Genomic DNA, 26,091 nt, shown 5'->3' with positions numbered 1-26,091 from the left:
TACTGTGTAGCAATACGACAGTGTTTATCGTATATAAATAACCTAGTTTTAAATAGATAATAGAAGACATGTCGGAAAACACCTGTTTTCCGTACTAATATATTTTACTTTGCCTTAAGAATAGATTTTGACTAAGTACGATATTTTAGATAGAGTGTGATTAAATCATCTTACTAGTCTTCTTCAAATGCAATCACAATATCACAACCTACAAGACCAAAGCAAAAGAAACCGCAATACACAAGACACCGCCTTAAATTCTCAAGCGGCAATGACAGTAACAGAAGAAACATTAAATCTAGATAATAGAATCTGTTATAAGAAAAGGAGAGAAGAATTAAACAGAAGAGTTAAAAGTTTGTTAGAGCAAAAGAAGCAAACATCAAACGCAAGAAACTAGAACGAATAATTGAGTAAATTAAGTAAAAATACAGAAGGAAAGTAGAATCTACTACTTTCCAAAAAGAATAATGAAAGCAAAGAATATAGAAATCAAGCTTTGTTTTTAAGAAGATCGTTGATTTCAGAAATAGAGAGTCCTGTAGAGATAAAAGAAATATCAGAACCAGCAGAAAGCATATTTTTAGCTACTTCCAGAGGGTGTCAGAAAGTTTGTGTAAGTTATAAAAATAGTTAAGAATAAAATTAATTAAAACAACTTACATGAGGCTAATATGAGAAATAAGAGCAAAGTATCAAATCCAACTATATGAAAAGACTCTAATAGATCCAGAAGGTTGTAAATTGACAGTAGAAGTGCCAAGGAATCGGGAAGGAGAATTTTAATGTCCCCCTTCGGGGATAAGAAATCCCTCGCCTTCAGGCGAAGGGAAGATATAATGAAATTGCTTTAGCAATGAATTTATATCAAGAAACATGAGAAGTTATAGAAAGAATAGTCATAGTCAGTATGATTTAAAAGTACATCTTATATGGATACCAAAATATAGGAAGAGAGTATTGATAGGCAAAGTAGCGGAAAGGGCTAGAGATTTACTAAGGCAGATTTGTATGGAACATGAAGTATATATAATTTCAGGGAAAATATCATGTGATCACGTGCATATGTTTATCTCATATAAATCACAAATATCTCTTAGCAAGTTAGTACAGTATTTAAAAGGTAGTAGCTCAAGAATTTTATTGCAAGAATTTGCTCATTTAAGAAAACAATTTTGGGGCAATCATTTGTGGGCTAGGGGCTATATGGCGGTCAGTTCAGGTAATATAACTGATGAAATGATACAGCACTATATTGATGAACAGGAAGGTGAACCTGTGAATGATGATCGATTTCTAATCGATTCCACTTTATAACCCCTCAGCTTATAGCTGAGGGTTCTTTAGTTATACATATTGTATTTATTATGCTTATAATGTCCATTATATAAATATCTTTTTTATATCAAAAAGATTCATTGTATGAAAAACTATTATTTTAGTGAAAGTACTATAAAATACGTTAAGACAAAATCAATCAAAATTAAGGTATTTTAGGATGATTTATGGATATGTTCGTGTTAGCACTCATGAACAAAATTTAGAGAGTCAGAAAAATATGATTAGCCGATATGGTATGGATCATAAATTTATAGTTGATGAATGGATTGAGCTTGAGATGTCATCACGTCAATCTACTGCTAAAAGACGCATAGATGAATTATTAGAAAAATTGTCACCTAAAGATATTGTAATCGCATCTGAATTATCACGTTTGGGACGCTCAATCAAAGAAACCTTGAATATTGTTGAAACAATTACACAAGAGAAACAGTCGAGGCTTATTCTTATCAAGCAAAACCTAGACTTAAATCCCAAAGACAAAAATAATGTTACCAACAAAATTTTAATCACCGTATTTTCTATGACAGCAGAGTTGGAACGTGATTTTATATCGGAGCGTACTAAAGAAGGCTTACGTGCTAGGGTAGCAAAAGGCATTAAACTTGGTAAACCTAAAGGAACATTACAAAATCAATGTATGATAACGATCAAGAAAAATCTTTCATTTGTATAAACTTGGCGTGCCATTACATAAAATTATTTCTACCCATCTTGAATATGGCAAATATTTATCACTTAAAGAATATATTGAAAAACGAGAAGCAAAAATTTCAATTTCTTGAAATCAAAAAAATCTGGGGTTCTACGTCAGAACACCAATTAGCCGTGAGCATGAATTCTTTAGGTTGCTTGATGGAAATCTTAAATATGTGGAGCAGTATGATAGTAGTTTACTATCAGCAATATCAAATGCTAAGACTATAGAGCAAGATAAGTTAATTAGTAATATGCATAATATGGTAGTATATGCCCAAAAACATGGTATATTAAAGGATTACGAGATACTAAATCAATTTAACTCTTCTGATAGTCATAATGTTCTTAAGAATTTAAGTAAAATATGTGAGAAGCATTATATGGATTATCACAATTAGAATATTAAGCAGTTATTAGATGATGAGCATGTGATGGTAGGAGCTAAGAAATATTCATGCCCGCTTAAATACATAAAGCATGAGATGCAGAATAATATCCCAGGCTTTGTAGATGAGAAGCATATAGCATCAACCTTTGCTAAGGTAAAAGCAGAAGTTAAAGAGCTACGCAAAGAGTTAGAGCTAGAACATACAATGACTATGAGATTTTAAAGGATTTGCAAGCATGACCAGTGAATATAATAATCAGAAACGAAGGTCAGAAGACAGTGCAAATATATCTAATGAAAGACCAAGGCATGACGAGCTATTTAAAAAGGTCATGAGTGAGCCTGTAGCTGCACGTGAGTTTCTAGAGCATTATTTGCCAGTGTCATTTAAGAACAAGATTAATATAAATAGTGTTAAAATAGAGAAAGAAAGCTTTATTACTGAGGATTTAAGAAAGAGACTCAGTGATGTTATTTACTCTGTTTCTTTAAAAAAGAATAATATTAAAGATAGTACTACTGAAAGTGTTAATGATGACAAAGCTTACGTATACGTTCTGATAGAACATAAAGACATAAGGACGCAAATAAAAAGAATAAACAAGAAAGAGGTAAACTCCCTCTAATATGTCCTATAGTAGTATATGCAAATGATAAACCTTATAATGCACCTAGAAGCTTTTGGGAGTTATTTGAGGATAGTAAAACCGCTAAAGCTTTAATGTCAGATGAATACTTACTTGTTGATTTACAAAAACAAAGTGATGATGAGATAGAGAAAAAGAAACATCTTGGTATGATGGAGTATATGCTTAAACATATCAAGGCTCGTGATATCTTAAATCTTTGGCAAAGTTTACTTGAGAGATTTGAAAGTAGTATTGAAATAGATAAGGCAAATGGCTACATTTACATTAAGTGGTTATTGTGGTATAGTGATGCTAAGGTAGATGAAGATAAACAGCTAGAGCTTGCTCAGATCATAGCAAAGCATTTAAATAAAGCAGACCAAGAGGGACTTATGAGAACTATTGCTGATAAATATATTGATGAGGGCGTGCAAAAAGGAATGGTACAAGGCATGCAGATTGGTAGGAATGAGGGAAAATATGAAGTAGCTAAAAATATGTTTTCTAATAATTACTCTATTTCTGAGGTTGCTCGTATTACCGGTCTATATAGTTAAGAATAAAATTAATTAAAACAACTTACATGATTATATTTATGAAAAGCATAAAAAATTTAATTATAAATTATAATAATATCTCTCATATTCCGTGTACATTTAATGGTCAACTTTATACTGCAATTCGATCATTTGAAAGAAATAATGAACATTATTTTGTAATAGTAAATTCTAGTAGTTTAGAAGTGAAAATTGTTGCTCAACATTTATGTTCTTACCGTAAGCATGATGATGATGGTAGATACTTTTCCTTTAAAGAGGTAAAGTCTTCTAATTATTATAAAGTATTATATTTATTTAATAAAATACAAGATAGTAATGAGAATCAGGGACTTAGGAATATTGTAGGAACACAAGGATGTTTTTTATCAGATACTACTGAATAAATTAAAACTTTCACTTGGAATGAAAGTAGCAATTGTTGGATGTGGATCTGGGGAATCGATTGATCTAATATATAAGAAAATTGGTAAAGATGGGGAATTACTATGTTTGGATATAAATCAAGAACAAATATCCTTAACAAAAAGAAAATTATGTAGTCAAAATAAGTAATCTGATACCATATACGCTACTTCTATCGGATGATTCGAAAACTAGAATTTTAGGAATAGAGGTGCTATAAGTACTTAATTTGAGGTAATAATGAGATTCGATCAGGTTAAAGAGTTAGAGGATGAAAGATTTAAATAATTGGGAAGAAAAGTTTGAGATATGTATTTATGCTAAGAAATTACTGGATAAAGTAATATATTTAAATAGTGTAGTAAAAGTACCATCAGTGGACGTATTGGAAGTAAAGAAAGCAATATACTACGCCAGGAAATATCATGGTAATCAGATGCGTCAATCGGGAGAGCCATTTTATAGTCATCCAATAGAGGTGGCATATCTAATATCAGATTACTTGTTTAGAACAGATATATTAGTTACTAGTATATTGCATGATACTATAGAAGACACAGAACTAACCAAGGAGAAGATATCACAAGAATTTGGGTGGAAAGTAGCAAATCAGGTAATGGATTTAACCAGGATTAAAGAGGACGGTATAAAGATTAGTGCTGCTGAGGCAGTAGAGATATTATATAAAGAAAAAAAACATGATGTACTGCTAATAAAGCTCTTTGATAGACTACATAATATGCAGACAATAGGGGCTAAATCTCCTGAGAAAGTTAAAAAAATCGTAGAAGAAACTATGTATTATTTTTTAGTGTTATCTAAATACTTAGAGTTATTAGATATAAAAGTTAATCTTATAAAATTATGTTCTGCTACTCTTACAATACCGAATTATTTTTTAGATCATTATCACTTATTTTCTTTGGATAATTACCAACTTCCTTTTCAAGTTTTTCAAAATGATATAGACCAAAAGTATATCCTGCAATTAAAGGAATTATTATAATCAACAATCCATACTGTCCGAAAATATGTACAAAATATGTAATTCCAAAAGATGTTATAATGTACATGAGAGCATGTGCTATCGCATATGTTACATTTGCATAAGTAAAACGTTTAAAAATGGGAAAATGTTTTAGAAAAATTGGCATAGCTGGTGTTTGTGCGGGTCCGYATATTATAGGTACTATTTGTATTAATAATAAATGTAAAGGTGATGTTATATTATCTAATAAGTAAGGACAAGGTATCATTATACATGAGAATATTAATAATTTAATTTTTAATATTATTAATGGATATATCTTATAACTAAGGTAAACCAGTATACAGTAGACCGCTAATCCTATTATTGAAACTATGAAATTTTGATGTATTACTTGTGCTGCAGTATAATGGAAAGAATTTTTTAGAATATTTCCACAATGGATATAAGAGAAATATAAAGTAACTGGTCCTCCACATAATGTTAAAAAATTTGCAATTATCGTTTTCTTACTTACATTTTGTTGTATACCAACACTCATAATCTTTTGACTATCTAATTTTGCTGCATCCAAAATATTTTGTATCCGTCGTTTTGCATTAACAAATTCCGGTGTTTCACGAAGAGATGTTCTTGCTAAAAAACCAATAACTGCTACAATTGCACCAATCCAAAAAGCGATCCGCCAATTAAAACCTTGTGAAGTTACTAAAGAAGCTATAGCTAAAGCAACAGTCCCGCCTAAAGCAGCTAAACAACCTATTAATGTAACAGCTGCATATTGTATAGGAGGTTTTGTGATTTCAGTAATATAAATTCCAGCCCCTATTCTTTCACCAATTGATGAGATACCTTGTATCATGCGGGCATACTGTCATAATAACAACAGCTTTCATTCCAATTTGATCATAAAGTTGGTAAATTAGCCATAATAATACAAGAAATAGCCATCATAAATGTTGTTATGATAACGGTTAATTTTCTACCTATATTATCACCTATATAGCCAAAAATTAATGCTCCAAAAGGTCTTAAGGCATAAGTGGAACAAAAAGCAGCAGCAGACAAAAATGATGCTACATTGGGATCAAATTTAGGGAAGAATAACTCATTAAGAACTACTGCCATATGTACATAAAGCATCAAATCAAAATATTCTAAGAAAGTACCTATTGAGAGTAATCCTATTGCCTCTTTTTGTTGTTTTGTCAGAGAAGAAAATGTTCCCTCATCATGTCTAATATACTCTGGCATATGTAATTTTATTTTATGAACTATTTATCTAACTGTAATAGTTGTTACTTAATTTGTCTATTTTTTTTTGCAAGAGCATTTATAGAGAGTGTCAGATAGCAATTGATTTATTCTTTTATGTTGTTCTCTGCTTTTGTCGTTCTATGTGATTTTTAACTAATTTATTTAATTCGTCACGTCTCTTTTTATAATTGTAGGAAACTATGTTGTCTAATTTTGAATCTGTATTTTTATCGATGAAGACAGACTCACTTAACTTGACGGTGCCCTATTGCTTTGTCACAACACTTAATTGCTGCTTCATGCGGCACCGTCAAGTTAAGTGAGATGTAAATTAAGAAACGCAGGGAATGATTTATAGAATAGCTGTAATAATTTCTCACTAAATCTTACCGTTATGCATATTACTCAAGCCCTGAAGAGACATCGTTTTCCAGCAAGTATTATTAGCCATGCAGTATGGTTATATCATCGCTTTAATAATAGTTACCGAAATGTTCAAGAACAGATGGCTTATCGAGGTATTATTTTAAGTCATGAGACTGTAAGATTTTGGTGTAATAAATTTGCGATTTATTTTCAAGATGTTATTAGAAAGAGAGAGAGGAAACCAACTGATAAATGGCATTTAGATGAGATGAATATTAAGATTAAAGGCGAAGTATTTATATTATGGAGAGCCGTTAAGTCTGAGGGACATGAATTAGAAGTATTATTAAAGAAGCGTCGTAACAAGAAATCAGCTATTCGCTTTCTATCAAGATTATTGGGCAATTATCCAGCTTCAAGAGTAATTGTTACTGATAAGTTCAGGAGTTACATTAAACCGGTTAAGCTGATGTGTACTAAGACTGAGCATCGCACCCATAAAAGACTAAATAACGCGAGTTTCGTATTAAGATGCCTAAATTATGGTTAATGAATATGCTATAATGCTTATCCTTTCAAGGTTTGTAAGAGGTGTGACAAGTTTTACAATTTAATAGTTATAGTCAAAAAAGACAATTTACTAAAAATTTATGCAGTTTTAAGTACATTTTATAACAAAAACAATATTACTAATATCCTCGTAACCCAGTTACTATCAGCTATTCAGTTCCTCTATTAATACGAAACTCGCGTTAAATAATCGTGTTGAGAATGCTCATCAGCCAACTCGGCGAAAAGAGAAGATACTGATTAAGTTTAAACATCCTAATTCTGCACAATGTACATTATCACTGAGGGGAAAGGTTAGAAATATATTTGCCATAAATGTTAGAAGATATACTAAAACATCACCTGAGCAAAGAATTGCATTTGCATCCGCTAGATCCATTTGGGACGAAGCTACTCAAAGACTTCTTGCTGCCCGAAATCTAAAAATACAGTGGGTCTGTCAGATTTTTTGTGTAAGTACGATTTCTCCATTTGCCCAATTTTGTAAATTAGTATCACAAAGTATAGCAAATTGATTTAAAGCCATGGCCCAATTCTTAATAGGCATTGTCCATTTTTTAGAAGCATTTGTCAATGCTAAAAAGATTATTTTCTGAATCGATTTATCATCTGGAAATACCCCCTTATTTTTTATAATTTTACGAATTTGACGGTTAGTTGATTCAATAGCATTAGTAGTGTAAATCGCCTTTCTAATGTCTTCCGGAAAGCTAAAGAACGGAGCTATTCCAGACCAATTTCTCTGCCATATATCAAAAATAACTGGATATTTTTCATCCCATTTTTTAGCAAAATTTTGTAATTCTCTTAATCCCTCTGCTTCATTTATTGCAGAATAAACTGCCTTTAAATCAGCTGTTACCAATTTTAAATCTTTATATGATACGTACTCGCGTTTATTAAGTTTTGAGTACCAAATCCTAAATAATAGTTAAACTTCCTATAGGTATATTAGCTACAGCCATAGCAATGATTATGTATAAAATACGTGTTATGTATATAACGATCTTACTGAGATTGCTCGCTGTAGTAGTATTACCGTTTAATTTGTTAATGACATAACTATTAATAAAATTAGAAAATCGTTTTGAATATCTGAGACCAAGTAATAGTATTATTATAAATATACAAACATTGCTTACAGTTATCTGATTATCTGCAATAGGCAATAAGGGGTAATGCCATAATACTGCAAATTTCTGAGTAACTAATTTAAGAGTTTCTTCAGTCTGATCCATATGAGGTTAGATAGATTAGAGAGATCAATTTCACATTTAATTAGTCTAGTGGAGGATCTTCATAATAAAGGTATTAACTTTAAATCTTTGTGTGATGGTGCAATAGATACTACTACAGCATCAAGAGAGTTGGTATTTAATATATTCTCCTCTCTTACTCAATTTGAGAGGAGATTAATACAGGAACGTACTAGAGCTGGTCTTAGTGCTGCACGTAGTCGTGGTCGTATCGGCGGTAGACCTAAAATCGCAACAAATAATCCTAAGGTTATTATGGCTAAGCGTATGCATCTAGATAAGTCTCTAGCAATAGAAGAAATATGTAATTCGTTAATGATCTCTAGAGCTACATTCTTTAGATATCTAAGCTTAGTTAAGCCATAATATGCAACAGCATACTATTAAGATATTTTGATTTTCTTAGCCTTACTTTGTTCTTTTTTAGGTATTTTTATAGACAATATACCATCCTTAAAGTTTGCTTCTACATGTTCTTCATCTACATTAGATGGTAAACTAATAGAGCGGGAGAAAGAACCATAATATCGTTCATGCATATGATAATTATGATCTTTTTTCTCAGTAGATTGTTCCTTTTTGCCCTCAATAGTTAAAATATTACTATCTATTTTGAGATCAATATTATCTTGCGTAACACCTGGTAATTCAAGTTCTAGATAATATTCAGATTCATTTTCAGTAATATCAGTTCGAGGCGATAACATTCTGTCATTGTAAGAGACAGGGTACGAAAAAGAAGCTATTTCATTAAAGAAGTTATTAAAGATATCATCAACATAGCTTAGTTTATTTGTGCGATGTTGTAACTCTGATTTATTTCTAATACGTGATAAATTAAAAGCCATAAGTACCTCCATAAGTTAAATAAATATTGAATAGTAGTAGTTAGGCAATATTATTGAATATTGCCTATTGAATTGGTATTTCTCTCGCCTTTGCCTCTTTTATAGCTATGCGTGGTAGAGTAATAGTAAGTATACCATTCTTTAAGTTTGAAGAAATATTATTTTGATCTATATCTTCATACAAAGATATAACATAATTGAAATTTCTATTCGTATAACCATCTGAAGCATCAGATTTATTTCCCTTTTCTATATTTCTTGTAACAAATAATTTATTACTGCTAACTTTAACTGTGATTTGATTTTTATCATACCCCGGTACTTCTAATACTAAGATATATTGTTTATCTTTAGTAATAAATTTAGTTTTTAAAGAACTTGAGCTATAGGTAGATAGTCTATCATCAAATATATTATTCCAGTAGTAATCCAAAGCAGAAAAAGGACGTAGGTCCATGTCGTAGGTAAACTGTTTGTGCCTTATTATTAGGTTTACTCACACTATCAGCTGCAATAGCCTGATGAGTCAATAAGATGATATTTTGCTTTTGCCTTGATTATTACATCTTTAGCACCATCTCTGTCTTGTATACCTGCTGAATGTACTTCACATGATAATACTAAACCAAGTGTATCTGTAACTATATGGCGTTTCCTACCCTTAATCTTCTTGCCTGCATCATATCCTCTAGCTCCCATTTTTGGGTAGTCTTAACAGACTGACTATCTATAATCTCTACAGTAGAAGTGGATTTCTTACTTTCTTTCTCCCTTACTTTTTGGACTAATCTATCATATATTTCTTGCCATCTACCATTCTTACGCCAACGTAAATAATAGTCATATACTGTTTGCCAGGGGGAAAATCTTTAGGTAATAATCGCCACTGACAACCACTCCTCATTACATAACGAATGCCATTAATTATATCTCTTATATTATGTTTACGCGGCCGTCCTATCTTGCAAGGACTAACAAATGGGGCTAAATGTATCCATTCTTCTTCCACTATATCACTAGGATACATATTCCTACTTTATTATTTTTTGACAATATAAATTATTTTTTATATCTTTTCAAGACAGGCTCTGAGAGATGAAAGTTTGTCTATAGCGACTAGAAGTTGCAAATCAAGCTAAAGCTTATTCCAGTCTTATATTAGTAGTCATTGCTGGTTCATGAGCATCAGTTATTAATATATTCATTAATCATGTCATCAGTAACATTACCACTAGTCGAACTAAAGTATCCTCTTGCCCATAAATGTCTAACCCAATACTTTTTTCTTAATATTGGAAATTCTTCTTGAATCTTTTTTGACGATCTCCCTTTGGCTTTTTGCACAAATTCACTCACTTTAATATGAGGTGGTATATTGGCAAATATATGTATATGATCGCTTGATATTACTCCATTTTCTATTTTAATATGAGCTCTTCTGCAACTACTGCAATAATTTCTCTCACTCGCTTTTTGATGTCATAGGTTAACACCTTGTATCGACATTTTGTAATCCATACTATATGATAGCGATGATAGTAAACTGTGTGTGATTTGTTGCTGTATTGAGTCATGGTGCTTATGATGCTAACGCATCATGGGTAAGCACTCTCACTAATGGAATATTATAAGATTCAAAAAATGGTATAACTCTATCATCCAGATGGTCTGCAGCAGTTATAGCTGTTTTTTCAGTATAAAGCTTACAAATAGCAACTCTTGAGTAGGTGTCTACAAAGGTCTGCTTGCCTCCTTCTTGTTTAGTCTTTTTATTTGCGTCTTTATTTCTTTCACATAATAAAAGCATATACTGCCAAAGTCTGAAAGCAATCCAGTAATCGCTACTAGACTGATGCTCTATCAGAACGTATACGTACGCTTTGTCATTATTAACACTTGCAATTGTAAACCATAAGAAATAACGAAGTCAAAAAATTTAATTATCTTTAATAGCTTAAAATATGTGATGTAGTGAATAGAACTATTTTTAGATATAAAAAATAAGTTACTATAGGAGTTTATAGCTAAGATAAATATCTAGATTGATGTGATACAAAAAACACAAATTTATTAAACATACAAAATCATTTTTGAGTCATATACTCAATTGTCAAACTATAAGATTTTAAAAATAGTATTAATAATTTGGGAAAATTCTTTTGTTCTTGATAATTTTAAGTTTTGTTTTTTTTCATAAGCCCAATTTATCATAATAATATTCTATAAAATTGAATCCTAGACTACTTGATAATCTATAAACTATATGACCATATTGATTTTTGAGCCAATCAGCCATGAACTTAGTGGGCATAGAGATGGTTAATGTTTTCATCTCTTTATCCTCTTTAACTCTTGCTTTAGAAAACCAAGCCCTATCTATTTCATAACCTAACTCCTCAATTAATCCTGATCTGATTTGGTGCCATGCTGTATTTTCTTCAATTGCATCTAAGCCTCCACTTCTCTCTAAAATACCAACAGGTGTGCTATTAGAGACAATAGTGGATTTTGTGATTTTAGGATATAGTATTTCCATTTCTTTCTCTTTTCCCCGTCTTTCTTGTTCCTTTTCAAAATCTTCCACATCCTCTACCTCCTGTACATAATACCCATTTATGCCATATACTGCTTCTAATTGCTCGCTTAATATCTCTATTTGCCTATCACTTAAATCGAGGTGGCTTGGGATTAACGCAGTTATGAAGCTATCACCTTGGTTTGTCCTAAATTCTACCCCAGTTAGTATCTTATATGCTACATCGCTGTTAAATCGCCCAGCTATCTTCTTCTTGACGCACATTTCTTTGCTCGTATCAAAGGAGTTTTCTATTGCACTTAAATATTTCTCATATTCAAGAAGATTCTTCTCTTCTTGTCCTATGTTACAGCTGAATCTGAAGTTTGTGTGATTGACCAAAGGCCCTTGATGCTTCTCATTCTTAAGGATCTGCACCATGTAGCTTGAGAATGTAAATTTATTTTTAAATCTCTTCTCTGGATATTTGATGTAAAGTTTAAGCAGTAACTGATTTACGAAGTTATTACTGAATTCTCTATTAGCTCTAGAGTTTAGTAGGCTTATGTCCCTTTCTGATAAGGGGTAGAAATGTCTTAGTTCTTGCCACACTTCTTTTCGTTCTTGTTGCTGTATTTCTCTCCCTAATATCTCTTGCTTTGCTGATTTAATAACTACATCTTCAAGATTTTTATTTTTCTTCAGAAGAGTTTTCTTAAAAGAATCATTTGAAAAAGGAGAATTATTATAAAATTCAGATGAAGACAAGTCTTGCTTGTCTTCCAAAAACTCTTCTTTGTGATTTATTTCTGTATTTTCTGTTTTTGGTAACTCTCTAAGTATATCTTGTGAATTATTTACAGATAAATTTTTAAAATTCAGATGATTTACATCTATATAATCTATATTTCTATTAATACTATTATTTAATATAAAGTCTTTAATATATAATTGACCAGAATCAGTGCAAGGAGGGTCATATTTGGTGCATCCCTTATCTTTCAAGGATTCCAGAGCTTGATTTACTCCTGTATCACATGCTTGATTATGATCTATATATTGTTGTTTTTTGCATTTATTATCATTGGTTACGAAAACACTAAGTAGTGATATTCTCCATAGTGACTTATCAGCTCTGTTGTTATAATCATCATCATTTTTAATAACTATCTGATCTCTGTTGATAAGATTAGCTTCTTCTAGATTCATTAATGCCTTAGTAAGACTATTTCTATGTAACTTAAGCTCTACCTGTAGTTCTTGATATGATATAACAATAGAGTATGGATTATGAATTACAGAACTACCATAATTACCAGAACCGTCATGATCGTATTTATTAGCAGAAGATTTATAAATCTTCGTAAAAAGATATAATAATACGATCTTAGATGTTGCAGAAATACTACAATTAGAATTTAATTGTTTTAAGAACTGATAAGGGACTCTAATAAACATCTTAGTTTTGTCAAGATGTTGTCTTTTACCTTCTAATGTAGGTATGAATGTTTTATCTATAGAATCTAGACTATATGACTGAGAGTTATTAATAACTTGATCATCTATATCATCATCAAACCTTAAATTAAACCTATCAGGTTCATATTTAAGATCATTAAAAACCTGAGTAGGAATAGTTGTAGTAATAATATTACGATTATTTTGTCCTTTATCGTTCTTATCTCTATGAATAATAAAATACCCTTTATCTTCTAGGGATTTTTGCAATACAAAGACTTCAGATTTAGAACAAGCAAGTCTTTCAGCCCAGCCTTTAGCGGGTAGTGATACAGATCTATTACGTCCTTTAGATGAGTTAATACAAGAAAGAGAATCAGTTAAGATATAATACATCTTCTCAAGAGAGGATAATTCTTTGCTTGATAATATATGAGATAAGACACACCCAGTTATTGGGATGTATGATTGTGATGGATTCTTTGTGGCATCATGGTGTTTACGTATACCAATATTATCACTTGGTAACCCAAGTGGATAAAATAATTGCATTTTATGCTCCTTTTATGGAGCTAAGTACCTAAAACCCTTGACTTTTTATATAAAAAGGTGTACTATAAACTTACAAAGCCGTGCGAAAGCTTTTATAAGCCGTTAAGTCTTGGGACCATTAGAGTTCTAGGACTTAACCCTAACTTATTCTATTTCATATCCTAATCGTTCTAATTTTTCTACCACTGCCTGAGTAATCCAGGAACTTCTTGGAGAAGAAAATTTAGATCTTTCTTTATCTACGAGCTCAACTATATTTTTTCGAATTCGTAAAGTTACTATTTGCTCTTCTCTATCTTTGTTACTAGACGCATCTATATTCATGTTGAATACTTTTTTAAGTAAATACCTTAAGTTCTAATATACATGAATATTTTTTTGTTTGTCAAACAAAATATTGTATTAGAATACTAAATATTTTTTTATATATCAAAATGATGATATTATTCTCTTAATTTAATTAATCCGTTCTTTTTTTCATAATCACTTATATAAAAATTAAATGCATCTTCAACGGTATCCTTAATTTTTTTTCGTTGCCAATATGATATTGCCTTTAATTTTTCTAACTGCTCAGCATTCACTACAAAAGTAGCCCTTAATGTTTCTTGGGCATCACATTTTATTTTGTTAGTAGAACTATTGGTGAGTAAACCGTCAAAACCAGTTTTAAAATTTTTTTTCGTCATTTAAAACAATCCTCTTTTTATCATTTCATCGCATAATGTATTATAATCAGTAGCTCCCTTACAATTTTTATTATATGAGAATATATCTTTGCCTTGGCTAGGAGCTTCCGCTAAAGCTATATTATTAGAAATTTTTGTTTCAAATAGTTTTTCTAAAAAGAATGCACTCACACTATCTGCAATATCCTTATTTAAAATTTTTCTAGAATCATACTGAGTAAAAAATACACCGCCAATTTGTAACTGATCATTCAATCTTTTTTGGATTTTCTCTATCACTTCGGTTAATTTAGCTAAGCCTCGTAGCGGCAGATACTCTGCCTGCATAGGAATGATAACATATTGAGCAGCTGTTAATGCATTTATTGTTAATAATCCTAGAGATGGAGGGCAATCTATAAAAATATAATCAAAATCCATTTGCATCTTCTTAATAATATCTTTGAGTATATACTCTCTACCAGGTTCTGCACTCAGTTCAATTTCTGCAGCTGATAGATCAAGTGACGAAGGTAAAACACTTAAATTATTTCTATACTTTATAGGCTCAAAGTTGTTTTTACCTCGTAAATTCTCATATATACTAATTTTTACATCTGTTATACCCAAACTTATTGTTAAATTTGCTTGTGGATCTAAGTCTATTAAAAGCACTTTCTTTTGTTTGTAAGCTAAAGCCGCACCCAGATTAATAGTGGATGTAGTTTTACCAACACCACCTTTATGATTACTTACTGCAAAAATTTTAGATATCATATAAATAATATTACTAGTAATATTTATTACTAGTATACAAATAATATAATAATATAGCAACAAAATGTTTTTATACGAAGTTACACCATTAAACTTATGCTATGTTTAATGCAGAACTAAAGAACCCTCAGCTATAAGCTGAGGGGTTATAAAGTGGAATCGATTAGAAATCGATCATCATTCACAGGTTCACCTTCCTGTTCATCAATATAGTGCTGTATCATTTCATCAGTTATATTACCTGAACTGACCGCCATATAGCCCCTAGCCCACAAATGATTGCCCCAAAATTGTTTTCTTAAATGAGCAAATTCTTGCAATAAAATTCTTGAGCTACTACCTTTTAAATACTGTACTAACTTGCTAAGAGATATTTGTGATTTATATGAGATAAACATATGCACGTGATCACATGATATTTTCCCTGAAATTATATATACTTCATGTTCCATACAAATCTGCCTTAGTAAATCTCTAGCCCTTTCCGCTACTTTGCCTATCAATACTCTCTTCCTATATTTTGGTATCCATATAAGATGTACTTTTAAATCATACTGACTATGACTATTCTTTCTATAACTTCTCATGTTTCTTGATATAAATTCATTGCTAAAGCAATTTCATTATATCTTCCCTTCGCCTGAAGGCGAGGGATTTCTTATCCCCGAAGGGGGACATTAAAGGGATCATCTATAGTGCAGACAAGCTTAAAATTAACTTCAAGGAGCTTGATAGCAGGTATCAAAGCCAAATCATTGCTATTTGTTTAAAAGAAAGTGACTACGCAAATCTCAAAGAAACTTTTGAGGAATTAAAATTAGAAAAAGAGGTTTTAAGAGATTACGCTGGAGTGATTTGTGATAGCTATCATAGCGTCGTTGATGCTGCTGATGCAGAAGAATTTAAGCAATTAATTCTTGCAAAGAAAGATAAGAGTAAATTAAGCACAGAAAACAAAGTAGAAATTAGAGCTTTAGCACGTGAGAAGAATTTTAGTAGGTCAGAAGAGAAAAAAACGAAGGTAGAAGCACAAATTGCCGAGGTGAAAGAGCAGTCAGTAAAGTACGAAGAGAAATTAGAGGAAATAGCTGGTAGAATATCAACTATGGCTAGTGCAATCAAAGAAAATACCACACTCACCAGTAATTCTGTATTAATGGGCGAGCGGACTATTCAATTAAATATTAACTATGAGACATTACGCAAACATGCAGGTCATGACACATACAAGTATTATCTAAAGGACATATCTACATATAGTAGTTTAAATAGTTGTAGTTCATTTGGCTCAAAAATCAATATGGTCATATAGTTTATAGATTATCAAGTAGTCTAGGATTCAATTTTATAGAATATTATTATGATAAATTGGGCTTATGAAAAAAAACAAAACTTAAAATTATCAAGAACAAAAGAATTTTCCCAAATTATTAATACTATTTTTAAAATCTTATAGTTTGACAATTGAGTATATGACTCAAAAATGATTTTGTATGTTTAATAAATTTGTGTTTTTTGTATCACATCAATCTAGATATTTATCTTAGCTATAAACTCCTATAGTAACTTATTTTTTATATCTAAAAATAGTTCTATTCACTACATCACATATTTTAAGCTATTAAAGATAATTAAATTTTTTGACTTCGTTATTTCTTATGGTTTACAATTGCAAGTGTTAATAATGACAAAGCGTACGTATACGTTCTGATAGAGCATCAGTCTAGTAGCGATTACTGGATTGCTTTCAGACTTTGGCAGTATATGCTTTTATTATGTGAAAGAAATAAAGACGCAAATAAAAAGACTAAACAAGAAGGAGGCAAGCAGACCTTTGTAGACACCTACTCAAGAGTTGCTATTTGTAAGCTTTATACTGAAAAAACAGCTATAACTGCTGCAGACCATCTGGATGATAGAGTTATACCATTTTTTGAATCTTATAATATTCCATTAGTGAGAGTGCTTACCCATGATGCGTTAGCATCATAAGCACCATGACTCAATACAGCAACAAATCACACACAGTTTACTATCATCGCTATCATATAGTATGGATTACAAAATGTCGATACAAGGTGTTAACCTATGACATCAAAAAGCGAGTGAGAGAAATTATTGCAGTAGTTGCAGAAGAGCTCATATTAAAATAGAAAATGGAGTAATATCAAGCGATCATATACATATATTTGCCAATATACCACCTCATATTAAAGTGAGTGAATTTGTGCAAAAAGCCAAAGGGAGATCGTCAAAAAAGATTCAAGAAGAATTTCCAATATTAAGAAAAAAGTATTGGGTTAGACATTTATGGGCAAGAGGATACTTTAGTTCGACTAGTGGTAATGTTACTGATGACATGATTAATGAATATATTAATAACTGATGCTCATGAACCAGCAATGACTACTAATATAAGACTGGAATAAGCTTTAGCTTGATTTGCAACTTCTAGTCGCTATAGACAAACTTTCATCTCTCAGAGCCTGTCTTGAAAAGATATAAAAAATAATTTATATTGTCAAAAAATAATAAAGTAGGAATATGTATCCTAGTGATATAGTGGAAGAAGAATGGATACATTTAGCCCCATTTGTTAGTCCTTGCAAGATAGGACGGCCGCGTAAACATAATATAAGAGATATAATTAATGGCATTCGTTATGTAATGAGGAGTGGTTGTCAGTGGCGATTATTACCTAAAGATTTTCCCCCTGGCAAACAGTATATGACTATTATTTACGTTGGCGTAAGAATGGTAGATGGCAAGAAATATATGATAGATTAGTCCAAAAAGTAAGGGAGAAAGAAAGTAAGAAATCCACTTCTACTGTAGAGATTATAGATAGTCAGTCTGTTAAGACTACCCAAAAATGGGAGCTAGAGGATATGATGCAGGCAAGAAGATTAAGGGTAGGAAACGCCATATAGTTACAGATACACTTGGTTTAGTATTATCATGTGAAGTACATTCAGCAGGTATACAAGACAGAGATGGTGCTAAAGATGTAATAATCAAGGCAAAAGCAAAATATCATCTTATTGACTCATCAGGCTATTGCAGCTGATAGTGTGAGTAAACCTAATAATAAGGCACAAACAGTTTACCTACGACATGGACCTACGTCCTTTTTCTGCTTTGGATTACTACTGGAATAATATATTTGATGATAGACTATCTACCTATAGCTCAAGTTCTTTAAAAACTAAATTTATTACTAAAGATAAACAATATATCTTAGTATTAGAAGTACCGGGGTATGATAAAAATCAAATCACAGTTAAAGTTAGCAGTAATAAATTATTTGTTACAAGAAATATAGAAAAGGGAAATAAATCTGATGCTTCAGATGGTTATACGAATAGAAATTTCAATTATGTTATATCTTTGTATGAAGATATAGATCAAAATAATATTTCTTCAAACTTAAAGAATGGTATACTTACTATTACTCTACCACGCATAGCTATAAAAGAGGCAAAGGCGAGAGAAATACCAATTCAATAGGCAATATTCAATAATATTGCCTAACTACTACTATTCAATATTTATTTAACTTATGGAGGTACTTATGGCTTTTAATTTATCACGTATTAGAAATAAATCAGAGTTACAACATCGCACAAATAAACTAAGCTATGTTGATGATATCTTTAATAACTTCTTTAATGAAATAGCTTCTTTTTCGTACCCTGTCTCTTACAATGACAGAATGTTATCGCCTCGAACTGATATTACTGAAAATGAATCTGAATATTATCTAGAACTTGAATTACCAGGTGTTACGCAAGATAATATTGATCTCAAAATAGATAGTAATATTTTAACTATTGAGGGCAAAAAGGAACAATCTACTGAGAAAAAAGATCATAATTATCATATGCATGAACGATATTATGGTTCTTTCTCCCGCTCTATTAGTTTACCATCTAATGTAGATGAAGAACATGTAGAAGCAAACTTTAAGGATGGTATATTGTCTATAAAAATACCTAAAAAAGAACAAAGTAAGGCTAAGAAAATCAAAATATCTTAATAGTATGCTGTTGCATATTATGGCTTAACTAAGCTTAGATATCTAAAGAATGTAGCTCTAGAGATCATTAACGAATTACATATTTCTTCTATTGCTAGAGACTTATCTAGATGCATACGCTTAGCCATAATAACCTTAGGATTATTTGTTGCGATTTTAGGTCTACCGCCGATACGACCACGACTACGTGCAGCACTAAGACCAGCTCTAGTACGTTCCTGTATTAATCTCCTCTCAAATTGAGTAAGAGAGGAGAATATATTAAATACCAACTCTCTTGATGCTGTAGTAGTATCTATTGCACCATCACACAAAGATTTAAAGTTAATACCTTTATTATGAAGATCCTCCACTAGACTAATTAAATGTGAAATTGATCTCTCTAATCTATCTAACCTCATATGGATCAGACTGAAGAAACTCTTAAATTAGTTACTCAGAAATTTGCAGTATTATGGCATTACCCCTTATTGCCTATTGCAGATAATCAGATAACTGTAAGCAATGTTTGTATATTTATAATAATACTATTACTTGGTCTCAGATATTCAAAACGATTTTCTAATTTTATTAATAGTTATGTCATTAACAAATTAAACGGTAATACTACTACAGCGAGCAATCTCAGTAAGATCGTTATATACATAACACGTATTTTATACATAATCATTGCTATGGCTGTAGCTAATATACCTATAGGAAGTTTAACTATTATTTAGGATTTGGTACTCAAAACTTAATAAACGCGAGTACGTATCATATAAAGATTTAAAATTGGTAACAGCTGATTTAAAGGCAGTTTATTCTGCAATAAATGAAGCAGAGGGATTAAGAGAATTACAAAATTTTGCTAAAAAATGGGATGAAAAATATCCAGTTATTTTTGATATATGGCAGAGAAATTGGTCTGGAATAGCTCCGTTCTTTAGCTTTCCGGAAGACATTAGAAAGGCGATTTACACTACTAATGCTATTGAATCAACTAACCGTCAAATTCGTAAAATTATAAAAAATAAGGGGGTATTTCCAGATGATAAATCGATTCAGAAAATAATCTTTTTAGCATTGACAAATGCTTCTAAAAAATGGACAATGCCTATTAAGAATTGGGCCATGGCTTTAAATCAATTTGCTATACTTTGTGATACTAATTTACAAAATTGGGCAAATGGAGAAATCGTACTTACACAAAAAATCTGACAGACCCACTGTATTTTTAGATTTCGGGCAGCAAGAAGTCTTTGAGTAGCTTCGTCCCAAATGGATCTAGCGGATGCAAATGCAATTCTTTGCTCAGGTGATGTTTTAGTATATCTTCTAACATTTATGGCAAATATATTTCTAACCTTTCCCCTCAGTGATAATGTACATTGTGCAGAATTAGGATGTTTAAACTTAATCAGTATCTTCTCTTTTCGCCGAGTTGGCTGATGAGCATTCTCAACACGATTATTTAACGCGAGTTTCGTATTAATAGAGGAACTGAATAGCTGATAGTAACTGGGTTACGAGGATATTAGTAATATTGTTTTTGTTATAAAATGTACTTAAAACTGCATAAATTTTTAGTAAATTGTCTTTTTTGACTATAACTATTAAATTGTAAAACTTGTCACACCTCTTACAAACCTTGAAAGGATAAGCATTATAGCATATTCATTAACCATAATTTAGGCATCTTAATACGAAACTCGCGTTATTTAGTCTTTTATGGGTGCGATGCTCAGTCTTAGTACACATCAGCTTAACCGGTTTAATGTAACTCCTGAACTTATCAGTAACAATTACTCTTGAAGCTGGATAATTGCCCAATAATCTTGATAGAAAGCGAATAGCTGATTTCTTGTTACGACGCTTCTTTAATAATACTTCTAATTCATGTCCCTCAGACTTAACGGCTCTCCATAATATAAATACTTCGCCTTTAATCTTAATATTCATCTCATCTAAATGCCATTTATCAGTTGGTTTCCTCTCTCTCTTTCTAATAACATCTTGAAAATAAATCGCAAATTTATTACACCAAAATCTTACAGTCTCATGACTTAAAATAATACCTCGATAAGCCATCTGTTCTTGAACATTTCGGTAACTATTATTAAAGCGATGATATAACCATACTGCATGGCTAATAATACTTGCTGGAAAATGATGTCTCTTCAGGGCTTGAGTAATATGCATAACGGTAAGATTTAGTGAGAAATTATTACAGCTATTCTATAAATCATTCCCTGCGTTTCTTAATTTACATCTCACTTAACTTGACGGTGCCGCATGAAGCAGCAATTAAGTGTTGTGACAAAGCAATAGGGCACCGTCAAGTTAAGTGAGTCTGTCTTCATCGATAAAAATACAGATTCAAAATTAGACAACATAGTTTCCTACAATTATAAAAAGAGACGTGACGAATTAAATAAATTAGTTAAAAATCACATAGAACGACAAAAGCAGAGAACAACATAAAAGAATAAATCAATTGCTATCTGACACTCTCTATAAATGCTCTTGCAAAAAAAAATAGACAAATTAAGTAACAACTATTACAGTTAGATAAATAGTTCATAAAATAAAATTACATATGCCAGAGTATATTAGACATGATGAGGGAACATTTTCTTCTCTGACAAAACAACAAAAAGAGGCAATAGGATTACTCTCAATAGGTACTTTCTTAGAATATTTTGATTTGATGCTTTATGTACATATGGCAGTAGTTCTTAATGAGTTATTCTTCCCTAAATTTGATCCCAATGTAGCATCATTTTTGTCTGCTGCTGCTTTTTGTTCCACTTATGCCTTAAGACCTTTTGGAGCATTAATTTTTGGCTATATAGGTGATAATATAGGTAGAAAATTAACCGTTATCATAACAACATTTATGATGGCTATTTCTTGTATTATTATGGCTAATTTACCAACTTATGATCAAATTGGAATGAAAGCTGTTGTTATTATGACAGTATGCCGCATGATACAAGGTATCTCATCAATTGGTGAAAGAATAGGGGCTGGAATTTATATTACTGAAATCACAAAACCTCCTATACAATATGCAGCTGTTACATTAATAGGTTGTTTAGCTGCTTTAGGCGGGACTGTTGCTTTAGCTATAGCTTCTTTAGTAACTTCACAAGGTTTTAATTGGCGGATCGCTTTTGGATTGGTGCAATTGTAGCAGTTATTGGTTTTTTAGCAAGAACATCTCTTCGTGAAACACCGGGAATTTGTTAATGCAAAACGACGGATACAAAATATTTTGGATGCAGCAAAATTAGATAGTCAAAAGATTATGAGTGTTGGTATACAACAAAATGTAAGTAAGAAAACGATAATTGCAAATTTTTTAACATTATGTGGAGGACCAGTTACTTTATATTTCTCTTATATCCATTGTGGAAATATTCTAAAAAATTCTTTCCATTATACTGCAGCACAAGTAATACATCAAAATTTCATAGTTTCAATAATAGGATTAGCGGTCTACTGTATACTGGTTTACCTTAGTTATAAGATATATCCATTAATAATATTAAAAATTAAATTATTAATATTCTCATGTATAATGATACCTTGTCCTTACTTATTAGATAATATAACATCACCTTTACATTTATTATTAATACAAATAGTACCTATAATATRCGGACCCGCACAAACACCAGCTATGCCAATTTTTCTAAAACATTTTCCCATTTTTAAACGTTTTACTTATGCAAATGTAACATATGCGATAGCACATGCTCTCATGTACATTATAACATCTTTTGGAATTACATATTTTGTACATATTTTCGGACAGTATGGATTGTTGATTATAATAATTCCTTTAATTGCAGGATATACTTTTGGTCTATATCATTTTGAAAAACTTGAAAAGGAAGTTGGTAATTATCCAAAGAAAATAAGTGATAATGATCTAAAAAATAATTCGGTATTGTAAGAGTAGCAGAACATAATTTTATAAGATTAACTTTTATATCTAATAACTCTAAGTATTTAGATAACACTAAAAAATAATACATAGTTTCTTCTACGATTTTTTTAACTTTCTCAGGAGATTTAGCCCCTATTGTCTGCATATTATGTAGTCTATCAAAGAGCTTTATTAGCAGTACATCATGTTTTTTTTCTTTATATAATATCTCTACTGCCTCAGCAGCACTAATCTTTATACCGTCCTCTTTAATCCTGGTTAAATCCATTACCTGATTTGCTACTTTCCACCCAAATTCTTGTGATATCTTCTCCCTTGGTTAGTTCTGTGTCTTCTATAGTATCATGCAATATACTAGTAACTAATATATCTGTTCTAAACAAGTAATCTGATATTAGATATGCCACCTCTATTGGATGACTATAAAATGGCTCTCCCGATTGACGCATCTGATTACCATGATATTTCCTGGCGTAGTATATTGCTTTCTTTACTTCCAATACGTCCACTGATGGTACTTTTACTACACTATTTAAATATATTACTTTATCCAGTAATTTCTTAGCATAAATACATATCTCAAACTTTTCTTCCCAATTATTTAAATCTTTCATCCTCTAACTCTTTAACCTGATCGAATCTCATTATTACCTCAAATTAAGTACTTATAGCACCTCTATTCCTAAAATTCTAGTTTTCGAATCATCCGATAGAAGTAGCGTATATGGTATCAGATTACTTATTTTGACTACATAATTTTCTTTTTGTTAAGGATATTTGTTCTTGATTTATATCCAAACATAGTAATTCCCCATCTTTACCAATTTTCTTATATATTAGATCAATCGATTCCCCAGATCCACATCCAACAATTGCTACTTTCATTCCAAGTGAAAGTTTTAATTTATTCAGTAGTATCTGATAAAAAACATCCTTGTGTTCCTACAATATTCCTAAGTCCCTGATTCTCATTACTATCTTGTATTTTATTAAATAAATATAATACTTTATAATAATTAGAAGACTTTACCTCTTTAAAGGAAAAGTATCTACCATCATCATCATGCTTACGGTAAGAACATAAATGTTGAGCAACAATTTTCACTTCTAAACTACTAGAATTTACTATTACAAAATAATGTTCATTATTTCTTTCAAATGATCGAATTGCAGTATAAAGTTGACCATTAAATGTACACGGAATATGAGAGATATTATTATAATTTATAATTAAATTTTTTATGCTTTTCATAAATATAATCATGTAAGTTGTTTTAATTAATTTTATTCTTAACTATATAGACCGGTAATACGAGCAACCTCAGAAATAGAGTAATTATTAGAAAACATATTTTTAGCTACTTCATATTTTCCCTCATTCCTACCAATCTGCATGCCTTGTACCATTCCTTTTTGCACGCCCTCATCAATATATTTATCAGCAATAGTTCTCATAAGTCCCTCTTGGTCTGCTTTATTTAAATGCTTTGCTATGATCTGAGCAAGCTCTAGCTGTTTATCTTCATCTACCTTAGCATCACTATACCACAATAACCACTTAATGTAAATGTAGCCATTTGCCTTATCTATTTCAATACTACTTTCAAATCTCTCAAGTAAACTTTGCCAAAGATTTAAGATATCACGAGCCTTGATATGTTTAAGCATATACTCCATCATACCAAGATGTTTCTTTTTCTCTATCTCATCATCACTTTGTTTTTGTAAATCAACAAGTAAGTATTCATCTGACATTAAAGCTTTAGCGGTTTTACTATCCTCAAATAACTCCCAAAAGCTTCTAGGTGCATTATAAGGTTTATCATTTGCATATACTACTATAGGACATATTAGAGGGAGTTTACCTCTTTCTTGTTTATTCTTTTTATTTGCGTCCTTATGTCTTTATGTTCTATCAGAACGTATACGTAAGCTTTGTCATCATTAACACTTTCAGTAGTACTATCTTTAATATTATTCTTTTTTAAAGAAACAGAGTAAATAACATCACTGAGTCTCTTTCTTAAATCCTCAGTAATAAAGCTTTCTTTCTCTATTTTAACACTATTTATATTAATCTTGTTCTTAAATGACACTGGCAAATAATGCTCTAGAAACTCACGTGCAGCTACAGGCTCACTCATGACCTTTTTAAATAGCTCGTCATGCCTTGGTCTTTCATTAGATATATTTGCACTGTCTTCTGACCTTCGTTTCTGATTATTATATTCACTGGTCATGCTTGCAAATCCTTTAAAATCTCATAGTCATTGTATGTTCTAGCTCTAACTCTTTGCGTAGCTCTTTAACTTCTGCTTTTACCTTAGCAAAGGTTGATGCTATATGCTTCTCATCTACAAAGCCTGGGATATTATTCTGCATCTCATGCTTTATGTATTTAAGCGGGCATGAATATTTCTTAGCTCCTACCATCACATGCTCATCATCTAATAACTGCTTAATATTCTAATTGTGATAATCCATATAATGCTTCTCACATATTTTACTTAAATTCTTAAGAACATTATGACTATCAGAAGAGTTAAATTGATTTAGTATCTCGTAATCCTTTAATATACCATGTTTTTGGGCATATACTACCATATTATGCATATTACTAATTAACTTATCTTGCTCTATAGTCTTAGCATTTGATATTGCTGATAGTAAACTACTATCATACTGCTCCACATATTTAAGATTTCCATCAAGCAACCTAAAGAATTCATGCTCACGGCTAATTGGTGTTCTGACGTAGAACCCCAGATTTTTTTGATTTCAAGAAATTGAAATTTTGCTTCTCGTTTTTCAATATATTCTTTAAGTGATAAATATTTGCCATATTCA

Annotated in this window: 32 protein-coding genes and 8 pseudogenes; 18 read left to right on the top strand and 22 right to left on the bottom strand. The window is 31.1% G+C overall.

Annotation, left to right across the window (positions count from 1 at the left end):
- Nucleotides 1-876 precede the first annotated feature (876 nt).
- The 7 genes and pseudogenes from tnpA (REIS_RS10480) to REIS_RS13750 all read left to right on the top strand — a co-directional run bounded on the left by tnpA (REIS_RS10480) (nt 877) and on the right by REIS_RS13750 (nt 5,025).
- A complete protein-coding gene (gene tnpA / locus REIS_RS10480) occupies nt 877-1,317 on the top strand; it encodes an IS200/IS605 family transposase (protein WP_008579210.1) in 441 nt (146 codons plus the stop codon).
- A gap of 181 nt (nt 1,318-1,498) precedes the next feature.
- Nucleotides 1,499-2,017, top strand: a complete 519-nt coding sequence (locus REIS_RS10475) for a recombinase family protein (RefSeq protein WP_241760990.1) — start codon at nt 1,499-1,501, stop codon at nt 2,015-2,017.
- A 196-nt stretch (nt 2,018-2,213) separates the two neighbouring features.
- On the top strand, nt 2,214-2,438 hold the full coding sequence (locus REIS_RS16285) for a hypothetical protein (protein WP_241760987.1): 225 nt from the start codon (nt 2,214-2,216) through the stop codon (nt 2,436-2,438).
- Between the two features lie 30 nt (nt 2,439-2,468).
- The gene (locus REIS_RS16280; RefSeq protein ID WP_241760988.1) at nt 2,469-2,651 is read left to right on the top strand and encodes a hypothetical protein; all 183 of its coding nucleotides are present in this window, start codon (nt 2,469-2,471) and stop codon (nt 2,649-2,651) included.
- 13 nt (nt 2,652-2,664) lie between these two features.
- Nucleotides 2,665-3,614: pseudogene (locus REIS_RS10465) on the top strand (Rpn family recombination-promoting nuclease/putative transposase).
- A gap of 38 nt (nt 3,615-3,652) precedes the next feature.
- On the top strand, nt 3,653-4,000 hold the full coding sequence (locus REIS_RS10460) for a hypothetical protein (protein WP_037213975.1): 348 nt from the start codon (nt 3,653-3,655) through the stop codon (nt 3,998-4,000).
- A 290-nt stretch (nt 4,001-4,290) separates the two neighbouring features.
- Complete coding sequence (locus tag REIS_RS13750; RefSeq protein WP_008579643.1) at nt 4,291-5,025, top strand: HD domain-containing protein; 735 nt, start codon at nt 4,291-4,293, stop codon at nt 5,023-5,025.
- 181 nt (nt 5,026-5,206) lie between these two features.
- Here the strand turns inward: REIS_RS13750 and REIS_RS17665 are convergent.
- Nucleotides 5,207-5,869: pseudogene (locus tag REIS_RS17665) on the bottom strand (MFS transporter); the annotation flags it as partial.
- Nucleotides 5,870-5,913: 44 nt separating this feature from the next.
- Nucleotides 5,914-6,261, bottom strand: a complete 348-nt coding sequence (locus REIS_RS17660; protein ID WP_371256192.1) for an MFS transporter — start codon at nt 6,259-6,261, stop codon at nt 5,914-5,916.
- Nucleotides 6,262-6,658: 397 nt separating this feature from the next.
- On the opposite strand from REIS_RS17660, the gene REIS_RS10450 reads away from it, so the two are divergent.
- Nucleotides 6,659-7,180 (top strand): IS6 family transposase, encoded by a 522-nt coding sequence (locus REIS_RS10450; RefSeq protein WP_008579641.1) that lies wholly within the window; start codon nt 6,659-6,661, stop codon nt 7,178-7,180.
- A gap of 459 nt (nt 7,181-7,639) precedes the next feature.
- On the opposite strand, the gene REIS_RS10445 is transcribed toward REIS_RS10450, so the two are convergent.
- The gene (locus REIS_RS10445; RefSeq protein WP_083787840.1) at nt 7,640-8,119 is read right to left on the bottom strand and encodes a transposase; all 480 of its coding nucleotides are present in this window, start codon (nt 8,117-8,119) and stop codon (nt 7,640-7,642) included.
- 319 nt (nt 8,120-8,438) lie between these two features.
- Here REIS_RS10445 and REIS_RS10435 point away from each other — a divergent pair, with 319 nt between their 5' ends.
- Complete coding sequence (locus tag REIS_RS10435; RefSeq protein ID WP_050755417.1) at nt 8,439-8,822, top strand: recombinase family protein; 384 nt, start codon at nt 8,439-8,441, stop codon at nt 8,820-8,822.
- Between the two features lie 17 nt (nt 8,823-8,839).
- On the opposite strand, the gene REIS_RS10430 is transcribed toward REIS_RS10435, so the two are convergent.
- The 11 genes and pseudogenes from REIS_RS10430 to tnpA (REIS_RS10385) form a co-directional block, all read right to left on the bottom strand.
- On the bottom strand, nt 8,840-9,304 hold the full coding sequence (locus tag REIS_RS10430) for an Hsp20/alpha crystallin family protein (RefSeq protein ID WP_040614946.1): 465 nt from the start codon (nt 9,302-9,304) through the stop codon (nt 8,840-8,842).
- A 64-nt stretch (nt 9,305-9,368) separates the two neighbouring features.
- The gene (locus REIS_RS10425; protein ID WP_371256194.1) at nt 9,369-9,791 is read right to left on the bottom strand and encodes an Hsp20/alpha crystallin family protein; all 423 of its coding nucleotides are present in this window, start codon (nt 9,789-9,791) and stop codon (nt 9,369-9,371) included.
- A 17-nt stretch (nt 9,792-9,808) separates the two neighbouring features.
- The gene (locus REIS_RS11615) at nt 9,809-10,003 is read right to left on the bottom strand and encodes a transposase (protein ID WP_050755418.1); all 195 of its coding nucleotides are present in this window, start codon (nt 10,001-10,003) and stop codon (nt 9,809-9,811) included.
- Between the two features lie 85 nt (nt 10,004-10,088).
- Complete coding sequence (locus tag REIS_RS17655) at nt 10,089-10,331, bottom strand: transposase (protein ID WP_083787843.1); 243 nt, start codon at nt 10,329-10,331, stop codon at nt 10,089-10,091.
- A gap of 158 nt (nt 10,332-10,489) precedes the next feature.
- Nucleotides 10,490-10,878 (bottom strand): annotated as a pseudogene (gene tnpA, locus REIS_RS10415) (IS200/IS605 family transposase).
- Between the two features lie 26 nt (nt 10,879-10,904).
- Nucleotides 10,905-11,210: pseudogene (locus tag REIS_RS16275) on the bottom strand (Rpn family recombination-promoting nuclease/putative transposase); the annotation flags it as partial.
- Between the two features lie 285 nt (nt 11,211-11,495).
- Nucleotides 11,496-13,829 (bottom strand): DnaA N-terminal domain-containing protein, encoded by a 2,334-nt coding sequence (locus tag REIS_RS10405; RefSeq protein WP_040614936.1) that lies wholly within the window; start codon nt 13,827-13,829, stop codon nt 11,496-11,498.
- A gap of 144 nt (nt 13,830-13,973) precedes the next feature.
- The gene (locus REIS_RS10400) at nt 13,974-14,153 is read right to left on the bottom strand and encodes a hypothetical protein (protein ID WP_040614935.1); all 180 of its coding nucleotides are present in this window, start codon (nt 14,151-14,153) and stop codon (nt 13,974-13,976) included.
- 119 nt (nt 14,154-14,272) lie between these two features.
- Complete coding sequence (locus REIS_RS10395; RefSeq protein WP_040614933.1) at nt 14,273-14,518, bottom strand: hypothetical protein; 246 nt, start codon at nt 14,516-14,518, stop codon at nt 14,273-14,275.
- Nucleotides 14,519-15,271, bottom strand: coding sequence for a ParA family protein (locus REIS_RS10390; RefSeq protein ID WP_040614948.1), 753 nt, complete (start codon nt 15,269-15,271; stop codon nt 14,519-14,521). It abuts the gene before it with no gap.
- 149 nt (nt 15,272-15,420) lie between these two features.
- The gene (gene tnpA / locus REIS_RS10385) at nt 15,421-15,861 is read right to left on the bottom strand and encodes an IS200/IS605 family transposase (RefSeq protein ID WP_008579210.1); all 441 of its coding nucleotides are present in this window, start codon (nt 15,859-15,861) and stop codon (nt 15,421-15,423) included.
- Between the two features lie 263 nt (nt 15,862-16,124).
- On the opposite strand from tnpA (REIS_RS10385), the gene REIS_RS10380 reads away from it, so the two are divergent.
- The 7 genes and pseudogenes from REIS_RS10380 (at nt 16,125) to REIS_RS10355 (ending at nt 19,310) form a co-directional block, all read left to right on the top strand.
- Nucleotides 16,125-16,586 carry a hypothetical protein gene (locus tag REIS_RS10380; protein ID WP_241760989.1) on the top strand — a complete coding sequence of 154 codons (462 nt, stop codon included), beginning with the start codon at nt 16,125-16,127 and terminating at the stop codon, nt 16,584-16,586.
- A 353-nt stretch (nt 16,587-16,939) separates the two neighbouring features.
- Nucleotides 16,940-17,245 (top strand): annotated as a pseudogene (locus tag REIS_RS16270) (Rpn family recombination-promoting nuclease/putative transposase); the annotation flags it as partial.
- 26 nt (nt 17,246-17,271) lie between these two features.
- Nucleotides 17,272-17,660: pseudogene (tnpA, locus tag REIS_RS10370) on the top strand (IS200/IS605 family transposase).
- A 158-nt stretch (nt 17,661-17,818) separates the two neighbouring features.
- Nucleotides 17,819-18,061 (top strand): transposase, encoded by a 243-nt coding sequence (locus tag REIS_RS17650; protein WP_083787843.1) that lies wholly within the window; start codon nt 17,819-17,821, stop codon nt 18,059-18,061.
- A gap of 85 nt (nt 18,062-18,146) precedes the next feature.
- Nucleotides 18,147-18,341 carry a transposase gene (locus REIS_RS11600; RefSeq protein WP_050755418.1) on the top strand — a complete coding sequence of 65 codons (195 nt, stop codon included), beginning with the start codon at nt 18,147-18,149 and terminating at the stop codon, nt 18,339-18,341.
- 17 nt (nt 18,342-18,358) lie between these two features.
- Nucleotides 18,359-18,781 (top strand): Hsp20/alpha crystallin family protein, encoded by a 423-nt coding sequence (locus tag REIS_RS10360; RefSeq protein WP_371256194.1) that lies wholly within the window; start codon nt 18,359-18,361, stop codon nt 18,779-18,781.
- A gap of 64 nt (nt 18,782-18,845) precedes the next feature.
- On the top strand, nt 18,846-19,310 hold the full coding sequence (locus REIS_RS10355) for an Hsp20/alpha crystallin family protein (protein ID WP_040614946.1): 465 nt from the start codon (nt 18,846-18,848) through the stop codon (nt 19,308-19,310).
- A gap of 17 nt (nt 19,311-19,327) precedes the next feature.
- Here the strand turns inward: REIS_RS10355 and REIS_RS10350 are convergent, their stop codons facing one another.
- On the bottom strand, nt 19,328-19,711 hold the full coding sequence (locus REIS_RS10350; protein ID WP_050755417.1) for a recombinase family protein: 384 nt from the start codon (nt 19,709-19,711) through the stop codon (nt 19,328-19,330).
- A 319-nt stretch (nt 19,712-20,030) separates the two neighbouring features.
- Between REIS_RS10350 and REIS_RS10340 the strand changes: the two genes are divergently transcribed.
- Nucleotides 20,031-20,510: a transposase gene (locus REIS_RS10340; RefSeq protein WP_083787840.1), complete on the top strand. Its 480-nt coding sequence runs from the start codon at nt 20,031-20,033 to the stop codon at nt 20,508-20,510.
- A gap of 459 nt (nt 20,511-20,969) precedes the next feature.
- Here REIS_RS10340 and REIS_RS10335 read toward each other — a convergent pair whose 3' ends face one another.
- Nucleotides 20,970-21,491, bottom strand: coding sequence for an IS6 family transposase (locus tag REIS_RS10335; protein ID WP_040614930.1), 522 nt, complete (start codon nt 21,489-21,491; stop codon nt 20,970-20,972).
- 397 nt (nt 21,492-21,888) lie between these two features.
- On the opposite strand from REIS_RS10335, the gene REIS_RS17645 reads away from it, so the two are divergent.
- Nucleotides 21,889-22,485: an MFS transporter gene (locus REIS_RS17645; RefSeq protein WP_371256191.1), complete on the top strand. Its 597-nt coding sequence runs from the start codon at nt 21,889-21,891 to the stop codon at nt 22,483-22,485.
- Nucleotides 22,486-23,122: 637 nt separating this feature from the next.
- On the opposite strand, the pseudogene REIS_RS13725 reads toward REIS_RS17645, so the two are convergent.
- From REIS_RS13725 to REIS_RS15195, 6 genes and pseudogenes are all read right to left on the bottom strand, one after another.
- Nucleotides 23,123-23,858, bottom strand: a pseudogene (locus REIS_RS13725) (HD domain-containing protein).
- Nucleotides 23,859-24,148: 290 nt separating this feature from the next.
- Nucleotides 24,149-24,496, bottom strand: a complete 348-nt coding sequence (locus REIS_RS10320) for a hypothetical protein (protein WP_037213975.1) — start codon at nt 24,494-24,496, stop codon at nt 24,149-24,151.
- Between the two features lie 38 nt (nt 24,497-24,534).
- Nucleotides 24,535-25,484 (bottom strand): annotated as a pseudogene (locus REIS_RS10315) (Rpn family recombination-promoting nuclease/putative transposase).
- Between the two features lie 13 nt (nt 25,485-25,497).
- Entirely contained in the window at nt 25,498-25,680 is a 183-nt protein-coding gene (locus REIS_RS16265; protein ID WP_241760988.1) for a hypothetical protein, read from the bottom strand.
- Nucleotides 25,681-25,710: 30 nt separating this feature from the next.
- A complete protein-coding gene (locus REIS_RS16260) occupies nt 25,711-25,935 on the bottom strand; it encodes a hypothetical protein (RefSeq protein ID WP_241760987.1) in 225 nt (74 codons plus the stop codon).
- The coding region (locus REIS_RS15195; RefSeq protein WP_206740599.1) for a hypothetical protein at nt 25,881-26,091 on the bottom strand (211 nt) is incomplete at its 5' end. The genes REIS_RS16260 and REIS_RS15195, both read right to left, overlap by 55 nt.

The organism is Rickettsia endosymbiont of Ixodes scapularis (assembly GCF_000160735.1).
In the GTDB taxonomy this organism is placed as follows: Bacteria; Pseudomonadota; Alphaproteobacteria; order Rickettsiales; family Rickettsiaceae; genus Rickettsia; species Rickettsia tamurae.
This window is presented reverse-complemented; position numbering and strand designations above follow the sequence as displayed.